The 15,063-nt window shown below is 67.7% G+C and carries 16 protein-coding genes; 7 read left to right on the top strand and 9 right to left on the bottom strand.

Annotated elements, in window-relative coordinates; genetic code table 11:
- Positions 1–15 precede the first annotated feature (15 nt).
- The 6 genes from F0357_RS00935 to rpsF all read right to left on the bottom strand — a co-directional run bounded on the left by F0357_RS00935 (position 16) and on the right by rpsF (position 4,309).
- Positions 16–480, bottom strand: a complete 465-nt coding sequence (locus F0357_RS00935; RefSeq protein WP_153477725.1) for a hypothetical protein — start codon at positions 478–480, stop codon at positions 16–18.
- Positions 425–1,306 carry a DUF2092 domain-containing protein gene (locus tag F0357_RS00930; RefSeq protein ID WP_208948152.1) on the bottom strand — a complete coding sequence of 294 codons (882 nt, stop codon included), beginning with the start codon at positions 1,304–1,306 and terminating at the stop codon, positions 425–427. Before F0357_RS00930 ends, F0357_RS00935 begins: the two co-directional genes overlap by 56 nt.
- 173 nt (positions 1,307–1,479) lie before the next feature.
- Positions 1,480–2,733, bottom strand: coding sequence for a cyclopropane fatty acid synthase (locus tag F0357_RS00925; protein WP_153477719.1), 1,254 nt, complete (start codon positions 2,731–2,733; stop codon positions 1,480–1,482).
- Positions 2,734–2,904: 171 nt separating this feature from the next.
- Positions 2,905–3,483 carry a 50S ribosomal protein L9 gene (rplI, locus tag F0357_RS00920; protein ID WP_153477715.1) on the bottom strand — a complete coding sequence of 193 codons (579 nt, stop codon included), beginning with the start codon at positions 3,481–3,483 and terminating at the stop codon, positions 2,905–2,907.
- A 131-nt stretch (positions 3,484–3,614) separates the two neighbouring features.
- The gene (rpsR, locus tag F0357_RS00915; protein ID WP_153477713.1) at positions 3,615–3,863 is read right to left on the bottom strand and encodes a 30S ribosomal protein S18; all 249 of its coding nucleotides are present in this window, start codon (positions 3,861–3,863) and stop codon (positions 3,615–3,617) included.
- Positions 3,863–4,309, bottom strand: a complete 447-nt coding sequence (gene rpsF, locus F0357_RS00910; RefSeq protein WP_153485891.1) for a 30S ribosomal protein S6 — start codon at positions 4,307–4,309, stop codon at positions 3,863–3,865. Before rpsF ends, rpsR begins: the two co-directional genes overlap by 1 nt.
- 453 nt (positions 4,310–4,762) lie before the next feature.
- On the opposite strand from rpsF, the gene fabD reads away from it, so the two are divergent.
- The 7 genes from fabD to gmk all read left to right on the top strand — a co-directional run bounded on the left by fabD (position 4,763) and on the right by gmk (position 11,261).
- On the top strand, positions 4,763–5,704 hold the full coding sequence (fabD, locus tag F0357_RS00905) for an ACP S-malonyltransferase (protein ID WP_153477711.1): 942 nt from the start codon (positions 4,763–4,765) through the stop codon (positions 5,702–5,704).
- A 21-nt stretch (positions 5,705–5,725) separates the two neighbouring features.
- On the top strand, positions 5,726–6,463 hold the full coding sequence (gene fabG, locus F0357_RS00900) for a 3-oxoacyl-ACP reductase FabG (RefSeq protein ID WP_153477708.1): 738 nt from the start codon (positions 5,726–5,728) through the stop codon (positions 6,461–6,463).
- Between the two features lie 283 nt (positions 6,464–6,746).
- Positions 6,747–6,986: an acyl carrier protein gene (locus tag F0357_RS00895; protein ID WP_153477706.1), complete on the top strand. Its 240-nt coding sequence runs from the start codon at positions 6,747–6,749 to the stop codon at positions 6,984–6,986.
- A 92-nt stretch (positions 6,987–7,078) separates the two neighbouring features.
- Entirely contained in the window at positions 7,079–8,341 is a 1,263-nt protein-coding gene (fabF, locus tag F0357_RS00890; RefSeq protein WP_153477704.1) for a beta-ketoacyl-ACP synthase II, read from the top strand.
- A gap of 117 nt (positions 8,342–8,458) precedes the next feature.
- A complete protein-coding gene (mltG, locus tag F0357_RS00885; RefSeq protein ID WP_153477701.1) occupies positions 8,459–9,625 on the top strand; it encodes an endolytic transglycosylase MltG in 1,167 nt (388 codons plus the stop codon).
- 68 nt (positions 9,626–9,693) lie between these two features.
- Positions 9,694–10,599, top strand: a complete 906-nt coding sequence (locus F0357_RS00880; RefSeq protein WP_208948151.1) for a YicC/YloC family endoribonuclease — start codon at positions 9,694–9,696, stop codon at positions 10,597–10,599.
- Positions 10,600–10,646: 47 nt separating this feature from the next.
- Positions 10,647–11,261 carry a guanylate kinase gene (gmk, locus tag F0357_RS00875; RefSeq protein ID WP_153485889.1) on the top strand — a complete coding sequence of 205 codons (615 nt, stop codon included), beginning with the start codon at positions 10,647–10,649 and terminating at the stop codon, positions 11,259–11,261.
- Positions 11,262–11,302: 41 nt separating this feature from the next.
- Here gmk and F0357_RS00870 read toward each other — a convergent pair whose 3' ends face one another.
- The 3 genes from F0357_RS00870 to rnr all read right to left on the bottom strand — a co-directional run bounded on the left by F0357_RS00870 (position 11,303) and on the right by rnr (position 15,063).
- Positions 11,303–11,590, bottom strand: a complete 288-nt coding sequence (locus F0357_RS00870) for an acylphosphatase (protein WP_153477699.1) — start codon at positions 11,588–11,590, stop codon at positions 11,303–11,305.
- 720 nt (positions 11,591–12,310) lie between these two features.
- Positions 12,311–12,766: a DUF983 domain-containing protein gene (locus tag F0357_RS00865; RefSeq protein WP_153477697.1), complete on the bottom strand. Its 456-nt coding sequence runs from the start codon at positions 12,764–12,766 to the stop codon at positions 12,311–12,313.
- Positions 12,763–15,063, bottom strand: a complete 2,301-nt coding sequence (gene rnr, locus F0357_RS00860) for a ribonuclease R (protein ID WP_153477694.1) — start codon at positions 15,061–15,063, stop codon at positions 12,763–12,765. The genes F0357_RS00865 and rnr overlap by 4 nt, the downstream gene beginning before the upstream one ends.

The raw sequence follows: 15,063 nt of genomic DNA, 5'->3' as shown, positions 1-15,063 counted from the left end.
CGGTGTGCTGGAAGATCAGGGCGCCGGGACGACCTGATATACGACGCCCGACGGCCCGTAATAGGGCCGGTAATAGACACCGCCGCAGGCATAATAGGTCGCGCCCGAGGGCGTGATCATCGTGCAGCCGCCCGGCAGCGCCGCATAGGACGCGCCGTAGGCCGGGGCGACCACGACCGTGGTCGGCCGCGCCGCCGACGCGACGGCGGCTCCGGCGACCGCACCCACCGCGACTCCTGCCACCGCGGCGCCGGCCACGGCGGCACCGGAATAGCCGGAGTGGTACGCGCAGCAGGGATGATAGCCATAGCCATAGCCGTAGTGCGCGCCGCCTGCCGTCCCGCTGGCGCTCCAGGTGCGGGTGGCGCCGGACGGGCTCGTCCACGAGCCGGAACGGTTGTAGGAAACCCAGGCCGAAGCCGGATCAATCGTCGCCAGCGAGAGCGCCGCGAGCGAGGCGGCGAAAGCGAGAGCGCGCATGTTGTTCATTCCTTTGCGGTCCAGCGTTCGGGCGACCATCACTTCTTCTCCGGCGGCAGGAAATCGATCGCCACTGCGCCCTTGGGCGGCGTGAAGGTGAAGAAGTCCCCGGGAAGCTCACGTCGGGGCTCCAGCGGGTGAACTGCACCAGGAAATGGGGCACGCCCGGCGCGTCGAGATAGGTGACGGTGAAGAGCCGCGGCAGGTTCGACGAATCATCGAGCCACAGCTCGAACTCGATCCCCTTCGCCGCGAAGGCGAGATGCTGCACCGGCGCACCTTCGATCCGGGTGGGGCCGACGACATAGGCGTTCGTCAGGCCCTCGCTGAAGATCTTATAGGGGTCGGAGAACAGGAAGTCGGCGATCGCGAAATGAATGCCGTGCGATTCGGACGCGAACTTGACCATTTCGTCGAGAGTCGGCGGGGCGTCGGCCTTGACGTAGAAGTTCTTCTGCTCGTCGAACATCGTCAGCGTCTTGCCGTCGTAGATCGCGAGCGTATCGACGCCGTCGTTGACGATATCGGCGCGCATCTTGTTCGGGCGCTCGACCGCGAACTTCGCGCTCGAGAAGAAGGTCAGCATCTGCCCCTGGCTCGAGGGGATCTCGCGCATGTCGCGGATGCTCGCCGAAAACGACTTCGCGGCGGCGATCTTCGCGCTCATGGCCTTCAGGAGATCGAGCGCCTTCTGCTCGATGATAGGCTGTTCCCCGTTCGCCGCGGCCGGATTCTCCGGCTGCGCGTTCGTAGCCGGAGCCGCGCTCTGCGCCCACGCGGGGATCGCGGACATGCTGACGATCGCCGTGAACGCCGCCGCTCCCATGAGCCGAGCTCCTCGGCTCAGTACCCCGTCAAACCGCCTCATATTGCCTCCAGTCGCGCCGTGACTCGGCCCGTTCATGGCCGGATCATTCCCCATAGCGGGTACCGATGACAAGCACATCGCGACCGCGTGATGTCGGCGCAGCGGATAGGAAGCGTTTGGACGGATGAGGACTATTCTCCGGCGAGGCGCAGTGGCAGGCGCTCCGTCTCACGGCGGCGCAGCGCCGCTTCGGCTTCGAACATGTAGTCGCGAGTCAGCGGCACGGCATGCTGGTGTCGCGCGAACTGAATCTGGAAGTTCATCATGTCCTGGTGGCGGAAGGCCGTCTCGGAGCCCGCGAGATAGAACTCCCACATCCGGCAGAAACGCTCGTCGTAGAGCTTGGCCGCCTCGTCCCAGTGCTCCATGAACCGCTCGCGCCACGCCCGCAGCGTCTTGGCATAGTGCAGACGCAGGATCTCGATGTCGGTCGTCTTCATGCCGGCGCGCTCGATCACCGGGACGACCTCGGACAAGGCCGGGATGTAGCCGCCGGGGAAGATATATTTCTGGATCCAGGGATTGGTGTCGCCCGGACCGTCGAAGCGGCCGATCGAGTGCAGCACCATCACGCCGTCGGGCTTCAGGAGATCGCGTACCTTGTCGAAATATTCTGGGAAGTGGCCGACCCCGACATGCTCGAACATGCCGACCGAGACGATTCGGTCGAAGGGGCCTTGGAGCGTGCGGTAGTCCTGCAGCATGAACCGGGCGCGGTCGGCGAGGCCGCGATCCTGGGCGCGGCGGTTGGCCATCGCGTGCTGCTCTTCGGACAGGGTGACGCCGGTGACGTCGGCCCCGCAGATGTCGGCGAGGTAGAGGCCGAGACCGCCCCAACCGCAGCCGATGTCGAGCACCTTCATGCCTGGCTCGATCATCAGCTTGGCGGCGAGGTGACGTTTCTTGGCGAGCTGCGCCGATTCGAGGTCGTCCCGGTCCGATTCGTAATAGGCGCAGGAATATTGCCGGTCGGAATCGAGGAACAGATCGTAGAGCGCGCCGTCGAGGTCGTAATGGTGGGCGACGTTGCGCCGGGCGGCGGCGTGTCCGTTGCGCTGGCGAAGCCGCCGCGTCCACACACGCCACTTCGCAAGAAACTTGGCGATGGGCGATGGTAGCGCCGTGTTCACGTTCGAGAGAACGAGGTCGAGGAAGTCGTAAATGCGGCCCGCTTCGAAGACGACGGTGCCGTCCATGTAAGCTTCGCCGAACGCGAGATCGGGATTCGTGAGGATCTTGCGTTCGGTCGCTTTGTCCGTGATTCGCATCCGCACACGGGGACCGCTGCCGTCACCGAAACTCGCGACGCCGCCGCCCGGCGAGACGATCTCCAGATTTCCCTTGCGGACGTGGTTGGACAGGAACGCGTGCAGCAGACGGTTCATGGCGGTCTCCGAGGCGCATCGATGAAGCAACGACGCGAACGACGAGCGTTATCGGGATTTCCCGATGCTAAGCTCGTTCTCCTCGGAAGCTCAAGGTACTGGCGCAACAAAAAGAAACGGGCGTGGCCAGAAGGACACGCCCGTTCCCGGTGTTCAATCGCCTGTGAAGGATCAGGCCGGCTCGCCCGCCTCGGTGGTCTCGACGGCCTCGGCTTCCTCTTCCGCCTCTTCCTCGTCCTCTTCGAACTCGAAGCGCTGGTTGCGGAGGGTGAGGTCTTCGCCACGCGCCTGACGCTCGGCCTCGTCGGCCGAACGGGCGACGTTGAGCTGAACGGTGACGCTGACTTCGGGGTGCAGCGCGATCTCGACCTTGTGCACGCCGATCGTCTTGATCGGATGGTTCAGGAGAACCTGGTTGCGCTCGATCGAGAATCCGCCGGCCTCGATGAGGACGGCGATGTCGCGGGTCGACACCGAACCGTAGAGCTGACCGGTCTCGCCCGCCTGGCGGATCGCGACGAAGCTCTTGCCGTCGAGCTTCTGGCCGACGGCCTCGGCCTCGGTGCGGCGCTCCAGGTTGCGGGCCTCGAGCTGCACGCGCTCGCGCTCGAAGCGCTCGCGGTTGCCGCTCGTGGCGCGCAGCGCCTTGCCCTGCGGCAGCAGGAAATTGCGGGCGAAACCGTCGCGCACGCGCACGACTTCACCCATCTGGCCGAGCTTGGCGACGCGCTCGAGCAGGATGACTTGCATGGGGATCACTCCTTGGTCTGTCCCGCAGGGCCTTCGGCGCCGCGGTTAGAGCCCGCTTCGGGCCCAGACGAGAAAGCCGGCGGCACGCGAGCGGCCGCCGGCGGCGAGGCGGGCGCGAGCGCCCGCCGATCTCACTTGATCACGTAGGGCAGAAGGCCGAGGAAGCGCGCGCGCTTGATGGCGCGGGCGAGCTCGCGCTGCTTCTTCTGCGAAACCGCAGTGATGCGCGACGGCACGATCTTGCCGCGCTCGGAGACGTAACGCTGCAGGAGCTTCACGTCCTTGTAATCGATCTTCGGCGCATTCGCGCCCGAGAACGGGCAGGTCTTGCGGCGGCGGAAGAACGGCCGACGGGTCGGCAACTGGGCAACGTCGATCATCAGTCGTTATCTCCGAAATCGTCATCCCGACGGCGGCGCGGGCGATCGTCGCGGTCGCGGTCACGGCCGCCACCACCCTCGAAGCCACGGTCGTCACGGTCGCGGCGGCGACGGTCGTCGCGGTCGCGCTTCTGGAGCATGACCGACTGGCCGTCCTCGAGTTCTTCGACGCGGACGGTCAGGAAGCGCAGCACGTCTTCGCTGATGCGCATCTGGCGCTCCATCTCGACCACGGCGGCCGAGGGAGCGTCGATGTTCAGCAGCGCATAATGCGCCTTGCGATTCTTGTTGATGCGGTAGGCGAGGGACTTCAGTCCCCAGTTCTCGATCTTCGAGACCTTGCCGCCATTCTGTTCGATGACGCCCTTGAACTGTTCGATCAGGGCGTCAACCTGCTGACCCGACACATCCTGTCGGGCCAGGAAGACATGCTCGTAAAGAGCCATGAACCTCTGCCTTTCCTCTACAACGCACGGCCGGCGCGGAGCCTCGTCGAAGCCTTCCGAGGAGAGGCGTCGAGAAAGTTGCGTGTTCGCGAGCGGAGACACGGGAAGGCGGCAACCTCTTCGTTGCCTCGCCGTGAAGACACGGCCTTCCGTTCAGCCCCCGGCCGGACCGGTGCAGCGGCGGTGTTGATACCCGAATCGGCGGGAAAGGCAAGGACGCATTCCGTTCGGGCGCCCGAATGCGCCGCCGCGGATGGCTCGGATGCTCGAGGCGCGCGGCGGCGACACGCACACTTATATATCTGCGCGTTCCCCGCAGACCGAATTTCGCTGCCGGGAATCCCCCTGTGCGCGGCGCGGCCCTTGACTTCCGGACATCTTGTCGCCTTTGTGCGGCCCGGTTCGCGCCGGGTTCCGGCGGCGGACGGACATTCGAGGAGCGCGGCGCGCCACATGACCATCGCCTTCACCTTTCCCGGCCAGGGCAGCCAGAGCGTCGGCATGGGCAAGGCCCTCGCCGAGGCCGATGACGCCGCCCGCCGCGTGTTCGAGGAAGTCGACGACGCGCTCGGCGAGAAGCTCTCCACCATCATCTTCGAAGGTCCCGAGGCGGACCTGACGCTGACGGCGAACACGCAGCCCGCCCTGATGGCGGTGAGCATCGCCGCGCTGCGCACCCTCGAGGTGCGCGGCGTTCGGGTCGCCGACGCGGCGTTCGTCGCCGGCCATTCACTCGGGGAATATTCGGCGCTCGTCGCCGCCGGCAGCCTCGGGCTCGCCGACGCGGCGCGCCTGTTACGCCTGCGCGGCGAGGCCATGCAGAAGGCTGTCCCGGCGGGCGAGGGCGCCATGGCCGCGCTGCTCGGCCTCGATCTCGACGCCGCCCGTGCCGTGGCCGCCGAGGCGGCCGAGGGCGAGATCTGCACCACCGCCAACGACAACGCGCCCGGCCAGGTCGTCATCTCCGGCCATCGCGCCGCGATCGAGCGCGCCGTCGCGATCTCCAGAGCCCATGGCGCCCGCCGCGCCGTTCTCCTGCCGGTGAGCGCGCCGTTCCACTGCCCGCTGATGGCGCCCGCCGCCGCGGTGATGGCCGAGGCCCTCGCCAAGGTCGAGGTCCGCGCGCCGGCCGTGCCGCTCGTCGCCAACGTCACCGTCGCGCCGATCACCGATCCGGACGAGATCCGCCGGCGCCTCGCCGAGCAGGTCACCGGCACGGTCCGCTGGCGCGAGAGCGTCGCGTGGCTCGCCGAGCACGGTGTCGACGTCTTCGTCGAGATCGGCGCCGGCAGCGTGCTGAGCGGCCTCGCCAAGCGCATCGCCAAGGACGCCGCCACCGCCAATGTCGGCACGCCGGACGAAGCGGCGGCCCTCGCCGCTCGTCTCGGGCGCTGAAGAACGGGAAGGACATCGCCCATGTTCGATCTCACCGGCCGGACGGCCCTGATCACCGGCGCGAGCGGCGGCATCGGCGCGGCGATCGCCCGGGCGCTGCACGGCGCCGGCGCGACCGTGGCGCTTTCCGGCACCCGCCGCGAAAAGCTTGAGGCCGTCGCGGCCGAGCTCGGCGAGCGCACCCACATCGTCACCGCCAATCTGGGCGACCGCACCGAGGTCGACGCCCTGGTGCCGGCGGCCGAGCAAGCGCTCGGCCAGATCGACATCCTCGTCAACAATGCCGGCATCACCCGCGACAACCTCTTCATGCGCATGAAGGACGAGGAGTGGGATCAGGTCCTCGAGGTGAACCTCACCTCGGCGTTCCGCCTGTCCCGCGCCGTCCTGCGCGGCATGATGAAGCGCCGGCATGGCCGCATCATCGGCATCACCTCGGTCGTCGGCGTCACCGGCAATCCGGGGCAGGGCAATTATGCCGCCGCCAAGGCCGGCATGATCGGCATGTCGAAGTCGCTCGCACGCGAGGTCGCGAGCCGGGGCATCACTGTCAACACGATCGCCCCGGGCTTCATCGAGACGGCGATGACCGACGTGCTCAAGGACGAGCAGAAGACCGCCATCCTCTCTTCGGTGCCGGCGGGACGACTCGGTACCGGTGAGGAGATCGCCGCCGCCGCGCTCTATCTGGCGAGCGACGAAGCCGCATATGTGACGGGTCAGACCTTGCACGTGAACGGCGGAATGGCCATGGTCTGATCTTGGAATTTCCCCGGGGAACCGCCACTTTCCCCATTGTGGCAATGCCCGGAGAAGTATGTTACCAAGCGCCGCCGGTCGGGACGTCGTTCGTCTGTTTCCAGGCTCGGCTGTGCGCTGCAAATGGCAGTCCGGTCAAAGAGATCGCCAAGCAGATCGGGAACGAGACGCTGCAATCTCACGAGCGGAACGGTTCTACGGCACTCGGCTTGACGGAGATGCGTGAAGCCGGGTCGCTGACAATCCTCCACGAAGTTCCGTGTAAACATCAAGGAAGTCCAGAATGAGCGACATCGCTGAGCGAGTGAAGAAGATCGTGATCGAGCACCTCGGTGTCGAGGCCGACAAAGTCACCGAGAACGCGAGCTTCATCGACGACCTCGGCGCGGACAGCCTCGACACGGTCGAACTGGTGATGGCCTTCGAGGAAGAGTTCGGCGTCGAGATCCCGGACGATGCGGCCGAGACGATCCTGACCGTCGGTGACGCCGTGAAGTTCCTTGAGAAGGCGTCTGCGGCCTGAGATGGCCCGCACCTGAGCGGATCGTTGAGGCGGGGCTCGGCACGAGCCTCGCCGCCAGCGTCCGGCCGGCGGACTGACGCATCGGGACCTTCATGAGACGAGTAGTCATTACGGGCCTGGGCATGGTGACGCCGCTCGGTTGCGGCGTCGATGTCACGTGGTCACGCCTGATCGAGGGGCGCAGCGGCGTCCAGCGCATCACGCATTTCGACGTGTCCGATCTGGCTTGCCAGGTTGCCGGCATCATTCCGCGCGGCGACGGCTCCGAGGGCACCTACAATCCCGACGATTGGATGGAGCCGAAGGAAGCCCGCAAGGTCGACGAATTCATTGTCTATGCCGTGGCGGCCGCCGAACAGGCGATGCGCGATTCGGGCTTCGAGGCGAAGACCTATGACGAGCAGGTGCGCTCCGGCGTGCTGATCGGCTCGGGCATCGGCGGCCTCATTGGCATCGAGGACGCCGCGCACACCCTGCGCGATCGCGGCCCGCGCCGCATTTCGCCCTTCTTCATTCCGGGTCGCCTGATCAATCTCGCGTCCGGCTACGTGTCGATCCGGCACGGCCTCAAGGGGCCGAACCACGCCGTCGTCACGGCCTGCTCCACGGGCGCCCACGCCATCGGCGACGCCGCGCGCCTCATCGCGCTCGACGATGCCGACGTGATGGTGGCCGGTGGTACCGAATCGCCGATCGGTCGCCTCGCGCTCGCCGGCTTCGCGGCTTGCCGTGCGCTCTCCACGAACTTCAACGACGAGCCGACCCGCGCCTCGCGCCCCTATGACCGCGACCGCGATGGTTTCGTGATGGGCGAGGGCGCCGGTGTCGTTGTGCTCGAGGAGCTCGAGCATGCGCGGGCCCGCGGCGCCAAGATCTATGCGGAAGTGATCGGCTACGGCCTCTCCGGCGACGCCTATCACATCACCGCCCCGTCCGAGGACGGCGACGGCGCCTATCGCTGCATGAACATGGCGCTGAAGCGCGCCGGAATCATGCCGGGCGACATCGACTACATCAACACTCACGGCACTTCGACCATGGGTGACGGCATCGAGCTCAGCGCGGTCGAGCGGTTCCTAGGCAATGCGGCGGCGGGCAAGGCGGTCTCCTCGACCAAGTCGATGACCGGCCACCTCCTCGGGGCGGCCGGGTCGGTGGAGGCGATTTTCTCGATCCTCGCCATGCGGGACAACATCGTGCCGCCGACCATCAATCTCGACAACCCGTCCGTCGAGACCTCGATCGACCTCGTGCCGCATAAGGCCAAGGCGATGGAAGTGAACACCGTTATGTCGAATTCGTTCGGCTTTGGTGGCACCAACGCATCGCTGATCCTGCGCCGCTACGACGCCTGACCGGCATGCGCGCGGCGGGCCGTCGAGCCCGCCGCCGCGGTCCCCGCGCGGTGACCGTTCTTCACGACGTCCCGAACGCGGGCGGCCCCGAGAGCCCCGAGACAGGTTGGCGAGCGCATGAAGGACAACGGGAACGACACCTCCGATTCGACCGGCTCCCGCCGGCGACGCACCCCGCGCAGCCCGCAGAAGCTGATCCAGCCCGTGTCGGCCCCGCGCCCGCGCTCGCGCCACGCCCGCAACCCGCTCGTTCTCGTTCTGAATTTCATCCTGACCGCGTTGCTCGTCATCGCGCTCGGCGTCGGTGGCATCGTCTATTGGGGCAAGAGCGCCTATGAATCGCCGGGGCCGCTGACGGCCGCGACGACCGTCCTGATTCCGCCCGGCTCCAACCTCGACGACATCGCGGGGCTCCTCGAAGACGGCAAGGTGATCACCAACCGCTGGATATTCGAGGCGGCGGCGAAGGTCTATCGTACCACCGGCGAGATGAAGGCCGGCGAGTACGCCTTCGCCCCCGGCGTGACGATGGCGCAGGTGATGGATGAGATCGTCGCCGGCCGCTCGATCCAGCGCACGATGACGATCCCCGAAGGCGTCACCAGCGCGCAGGTCGTCGACAAGCTGACCGCCGATGCCTTCCTGATGGGCACCATCGATTCCATTCCGCCCGAGGGCAGCCTGCTTCCCGAGACCTACAACTTCACCCGCGGCACGCCGCGCCGGCAGCTTCTCGACCGCATGGAGAAGGCGCAGACGAAGCTGCTCGCCGAAGCCTGGGCCGGACGCGAGCCGGGGCTTCCGCTCGAGAGCTCCCGGGACCTCGTGATTCTCGCCTCGATCGTCGAGAAGGAGACGGGCAAGCCGGAGGAGCGCCCGATGGTCGCGGCCGTGTTCATCAACCGGTTGAAGAAGGGGATGAAGCTGCAGTCCGACCCGACCATCATCTACGGTCTGTTCGGCGGCGCGTCGTGGAAGCAGGCGCGCACCATCCTGAAGACCGACCTGACCCGGCCGAACCCCTACAACACCTATCAGATCAAGGGTCTGCCGCCCGGACCGATCGGCAATCCCGGCAAGGACTCGATCGAGGCGGTCGCTCATCCGGCGAAGACCGACGCGCTCTATTTCGTCGCCGACGGCAGCGGCGGGCACGTCTTCTCCTCGAGCCTCGACGAGCACAATCGCAACGTTGCACGCTGGCGCCAGATCGAGCAGAACCGGGCCAACGCGCCTGACGACGACGAGACGCAATCCGTCCAGCCGGCGACACCGGCGAACTGAACGGCCGGCCCCGCTTTCCTTCTTCTGGCGCCGCCTTCGGGCGGCGCTTCTCGCATCCGGACCCCACGATGACGCAACGCGCTTCCGACACCCTCGCCAGCATGACCGGCTTCGCCCGGACGGCGGGGACCTTCCACGGGCAGGGGTGGGCGTGGGAGCTGCGCAGCGTCAACGGTCGCTCGCTGGATCTGCGCCTGCGGCTGCCGCCGGGCCTCGACGGCCTCGAGGCGGAGGTGCGGGCGCGGGCCGGCAAGCGGCTCACCCGCGGCAACGTCACGATCGGCCTCCAGCTCGAGGCCGGGGCGGCCACGGGCCGTGTCCGCCTCAACGCGCAGGTTCTCGACGACGTCCTCGCCATCGCCGAGACGATCCGGGCCCGGGTCGGCGGGCCGCTGCCTTCGGCCGAGGCGCTGATGGCGGTCCGCGGTGTCATCGAGGCGGGCGAGGGGACGCCGAGCGAGGCGGACCGCACGGCCCTTCAGACGGCGCTACTCGCCGGGTTCGATGCCGCGCTCGACGGCCTCGTCGCCATGCGCCGGATCGAAGGGGCCTCCGTCGCCGCGGCGCTCGCCCGCCATGTCGACACCATCGAGGCGCTCACCGCCGCTGCGACGCGGGCGCCGGGCCGCACTCCCGAGGCGATCCGGGCCCGGCTCGCGGCCGATGTCGCCCGCCTGTTCGAGCAGCAGCCGGCGCTCGACGAGCAGCGGCTGCACCAGGAGGCGGCGCTGCTCGCGACCCGCGCCGACATCCAGGAAGAGATCGACCGCCTTCAGGCCCATGTCGCCCAGGCCCGCGAGATCCTCGCGGCCGGTGGGGCGGCCGGACGGCGGCTCGACTTCCTCGCCCAGGAATTCGGCCGCGAGGCGAATACGCTCTGCTCGAAATCGAACGATGTGGACCTGACGCGAATCGGGCTGGACCTCAAGGCGGCCGTCGATCAGCTTCGCGAGCAGGTTCAGAACCTGGAGTGACGATTGTGACCGACGCCTCGACCCCGCTCGCCCGCCGCGGCGTTCTGATGGTGCTCTCCTCGCCGTCGGGGGCCGGCAAATCGACGCTCACGCGCAACCTGCTCCAGGACCCGGCCGAGCAGGGCCGCATCCGCCTCTCGGTCTCGGTGACGACGCGGGCGCGCCGGCCGAGCGAGATCGACGGCACCCATTATCACTTCATCCCGGTCCACAAGTTCGAGGCGATGCGCGACCACGGCGAGCTCATCGAGTGGGCCGAGGTGCACGGCAATTTCTACGGTACGCCGAAGGAGCCGGTCGAAAACTGGCTGCAACAGGGCCTCGACGTCGTGTTCGACATCGATTGGCAGGGCACCCAGCAGCTCGCCAAGGCGATGCCCGACGACGTGGTGACGCTGTTCGTGCTGCCGCCGGCGGCCCGTGAGCTCAAGGCGCGGCTCGACCGCCGCGCCGAGGACAGCGAGGAGACCATCGCCCGCCGCCTCGTCAACGCCAAGTCGGAGCTCGATCACTGGGTGGAGTACGACTATGTCGTCGTCAACGACGACCTGGAGCGCGCGATCGGCGGGGTGAAGGCGATTCTGCGCGCCGAGCGGCTGAAGCGGACGCGCGCAGAGGTCGGAATTGCGCGGCTCATCGAGTCGATCAAGGCCGAACTCTAAGCCAGCGAATCGAATTTCATTTGCCGGCTTAGTGATTCGCCTCAGACCCGCGTCGGCAGCACCTCGAAGCCGCCGGCGACCGCCTCGCCGGGGCGGCGCTCCACCGCCGTGACCTCGGCGGCGGCCGGCCCGCGGCGGCACGCCGCGATCATCTCCTCGACCACACCCTCAGGCCCCGAAATCACCGCCTCCACGGAGCGGTCGGCGGAGACGTTCCGCACCCAGCCGGCAAGGCCGAGGGCGGTCGCGGTGCGGCGCATCCACTCCCGATAACCCACGCCCTGCACCCGGCCGCGGATCGTCAGATGCACCGAGACGATGGCGGTCATGACGGCGTGATCCTTTTATCCGAGAGCCGAGGGTTGCAAAGCGCCGTCGGCTCAAGGTGTTGTATCCGTCCAGGCCGGCGGCGCGGCCCTTCGGATCATTATATCCAATCGACTCGATTCGGATGAGAGATCCAGTGTAGAGGATAGTCGGCGGGTGGGCGCGGGCCGGACAAATCTTGATGGCCAAGCGTCCTCAGAGACGATCGGCCTAGTGCCAGCCGCGCAGGATGAACCTCCGGCGCTCCCACAGCTCGGGATCGGCCTCGCCGTGACCACCCTTGGCTCGGCCTTGCCGTCACCACCCTCGCTCGGCCTCGCCGTTCCCTTCGCCCCGCTCGCGGGGAGAAGGTGGCCCGATAGGGCCGGATGAGGGGTCTTCTTGCGGCGGAGCGTCCGCGCCGGTCGTCGGGCAGGTCGCTCCCCCTCATCCGCCCTTCGGGCACCTTCTCCCCAGCGGGGAGAAGGAGGCGGCGGCGGATGTCGAGCGCGTGGGGAGGGGCGCTACATCGACCCGATCTGGTCCAGCGCTTAGCCTCGCGCAGGTTCCGTGCGGCCAAGACGAGGTCATCCCGCGAACCCATCGTTCGCGTGATTCTAGCGCGTCCGGCAAGACGGGATCGGAGCGCTGCGTACGCTCATCATTGAGCGATTACGCAGTAGCAGGGCAGCGCACCCCTGAATGGGGGCGCGCGGAGACCCGAGTACGGGGGGCAGATTGGGTCAGAAGCTCGCGACGGCGTCCGGATCGGGCTCGGTCGGATCGAAGCCGTGCATGTAGAGCGCCCATTGCAGCCCGATGAGCGCGCCCTTGATGGGCCGCAGCAGGGCGAGCGACATCAGGATCGTCAGCGGGATCCAGAGCAGTGCGTGGACCCAGAGCGGCGGGGCGAAGGCGACTTCGACCGAAAGGATCAGGCCGACGATGATGTGGCCGACGATCAGGATGGTGAAATAAGGCGGAGCGTCGTCGGCACGGTGATGGTGAAAAACCTCCCCGCACACCTCGCAATGGTCGGCGACGGCGAGATAGCCGCTGAAGAGATGCCCGACGCCGCACTGCGGACAATGGCCGAGACCGCCGCGCCGCATGGCCTGACCGAGATTGCGCGGCGGCTTCATGACGTCCGGAGATGCACCTTGCGGAGCGGTCGCCGCCTTGTTGGTCCATTCGCTCATCGCGAGCCCTTTTTCGTCGTCCGGCGCGGCTTGGCGCGACCGGCGGGCGGCACGCGCCCGGGACGGCGTCCGTCTGGAGAGGAACGCGTTCCTCTGAGATAGGAGCCATCGCTCAACACTTCAAATCGAAGTGCGCCGGCAAAGGGCGCCGCTTCGACGAGTCGCACCTCGACATTGTCGCCGAGCCGGAAGGTCTCGCCGGTCGCCCGGCCGATCAGCGCGCGGCTTGCCTCGTCATAATGGTAATAATCCTGGCCCAGCGTCGCCGCGGGCGCGAAGCCGTCGGCACCGGTCTCGTCGAGGTTGATGAAAAGGCCGGCCTTGGTGACGCCGCCGATGCGGCCGTGGAAACGGGCCCCGACCTTGTCCGCGAGCCAGAGGGCGATCAGCCGGTCGACGGTCTCGCGTTCCGCGGCCATCGCCCGCCGCTCGGCCGCGGAAATGTCCGCGCCGATCGGCTCGAGCTTCGCTTCCTGCTCTTCCGTCAGCCCGTCCGGGCCATAGCCGAGCGTCCGGATCAGGCCGCGATGCACCACGAGATCGGCGTAGCGGCGGATCGGCGAGGTGAAGTGGGCATAGCGCCGGAGATTGAGGCCGAAGTGCCCGATATTAGCCGGCGAATATTCTGCCTGGCTCTGGGAGCGCAACACCACCTCGTTGACCAGGTGAGCGTTGGGCGTCCCTACGACGCGGGCGAGGATCTGGTTGAATTGCGAGGGCCGCAGATTGCCCGCCTTGACGAGCTTGATGTCGAGGGTCGAGAGGAATTCCCTGAGCGCCTCGAGCTTCTCCAGCGAGGGGGCGTCGTGGATCCGGTAGAGCAGACCCGTCTTGCGCTTTTCGAGCGTCTCCGCGGCGGCGACGTTCGCCTGGATCATGAACTCCTCGATCAGCTTGTGGGCATCGAGGCGTTCCGGCACGTAGACGCGGTCCACCATGCCGTTGCGGTCGAGGATGATCTTGCGCTCGGGCAGATCGAGGTCGAGGGGCTCGCGGGCGTCGCGTCCGCGCTTCAGGCAGGCGTACGCGTCCCAAAGTGGCCGCAGAATCGGATCGAGAAGGATCTCGGTGCGCTCGCTCGGCCGCCCGTCGATCGCCGCCTGCGCCTCGGCATAAGCGAGCCGCGCGGCCGAGCGCATCATGATGCGGTGGAAGGTGTGGGAGCGCTTGCGGCCGTCATGGCCGAACACCATGCGCACCGCGAGGGCGGGGCGGTCGACGGCCTCTTTCAGCGAGCAGAGATCGTTCGAGATCCGCTCCGGCAGCATCGGCACGACGTGATCGGGGAAATAGACCGAATTGCCGCGCTTCAAGGCTTCCTTGTCGAGGGCGGAGCGCGGGCGGACATAATGGGCGACATCGGCGATCGCGACGGTGACGAGGAAACCACCTTTGTTATCCGGGTCCGGATCGGGTTCGGCGTGGACCGCATCGTCGTGATCCTTGGCGTCCGGCGGATCGATGGTGACGAGCGGCAGTGTCCGCCAGTCCTCCCGGTCCTTCAGCGTGGCCGGCTTCGCCTCCTCGGCTTCCGCCAGCGCCGCGGCCGGAAACACGTTCGGAATGCCGTGGGTGTGGATCGCGATCATCGAGACCGCGCGCTCGGATTTCATCGAGCCGATGCGCTCCACCACCCGCGCCTTCGGCAGGCCGTAGCGGCCGACGCGCGTGACGGAGACGGAGACGAGATCGCCGTCCTCGGCGCCTTCGAGGCCGTCGGGCTCGATCTCGAGTTCGCGCGCCCGTTTCTTGTCCACGGGCAGGATTCGCGCGCCGCGCCCCTCAACGGAGATCTGCACGACGCCGAGCACGGCATCGGCGCGGCGGTCGATCACCTTGATGACGCGGCCGGCGCGCAGCGCCTCCATGCCCGCGGGCGGATCGACGAGGCGCGCGAGCACCTTGTCGCCGACGCCGGGCGCGGGGCCGACGACCGCGCGGGCGCGGTGCCGCTCGGCCATGATCGGGATGCGCGGAGCGGGCCCCTTGTCGGCGTCCCAGGCGACGGGTTCACCGATGAGTTCGCCGTCGGCATCACGCCCGACCACGGCGAGGACGGCGACGGGCGGCAGGTCACCCGGTTTGATGAGCCGCTTGCGCCGTCGCTCGACGATGCCTTCCGCCTCGAGTTCCTTAAGGAGCCGCTTCAGGGCGATGCGTCCGGCGCCGCGGATGCCGAACGCGCGCGCGAGCTCGCGCTTGCCCGCCTCGCCGGGATGCTCGGCCAGATAAGCGAGGATTTCCTTGCGGGACGGCAGGACCCCGTCTTCCCGGTCTCCGTGGTGCGTCGGGGCCAT

The organism is Segnochrobactrum spirostomi (genome assembly GCF_009600605.1).
Taxonomy (GTDB): Bacteria; Pseudomonadota; Alphaproteobacteria; order Rhizobiales; family Segnochrobactraceae; genus Segnochrobactrum; species Segnochrobactrum spirostomi.
The sequence above is the reverse complement of the archived record's forward strand: the minus strand, read 5'-3'. Positions and strand labels throughout refer to the sequence as shown.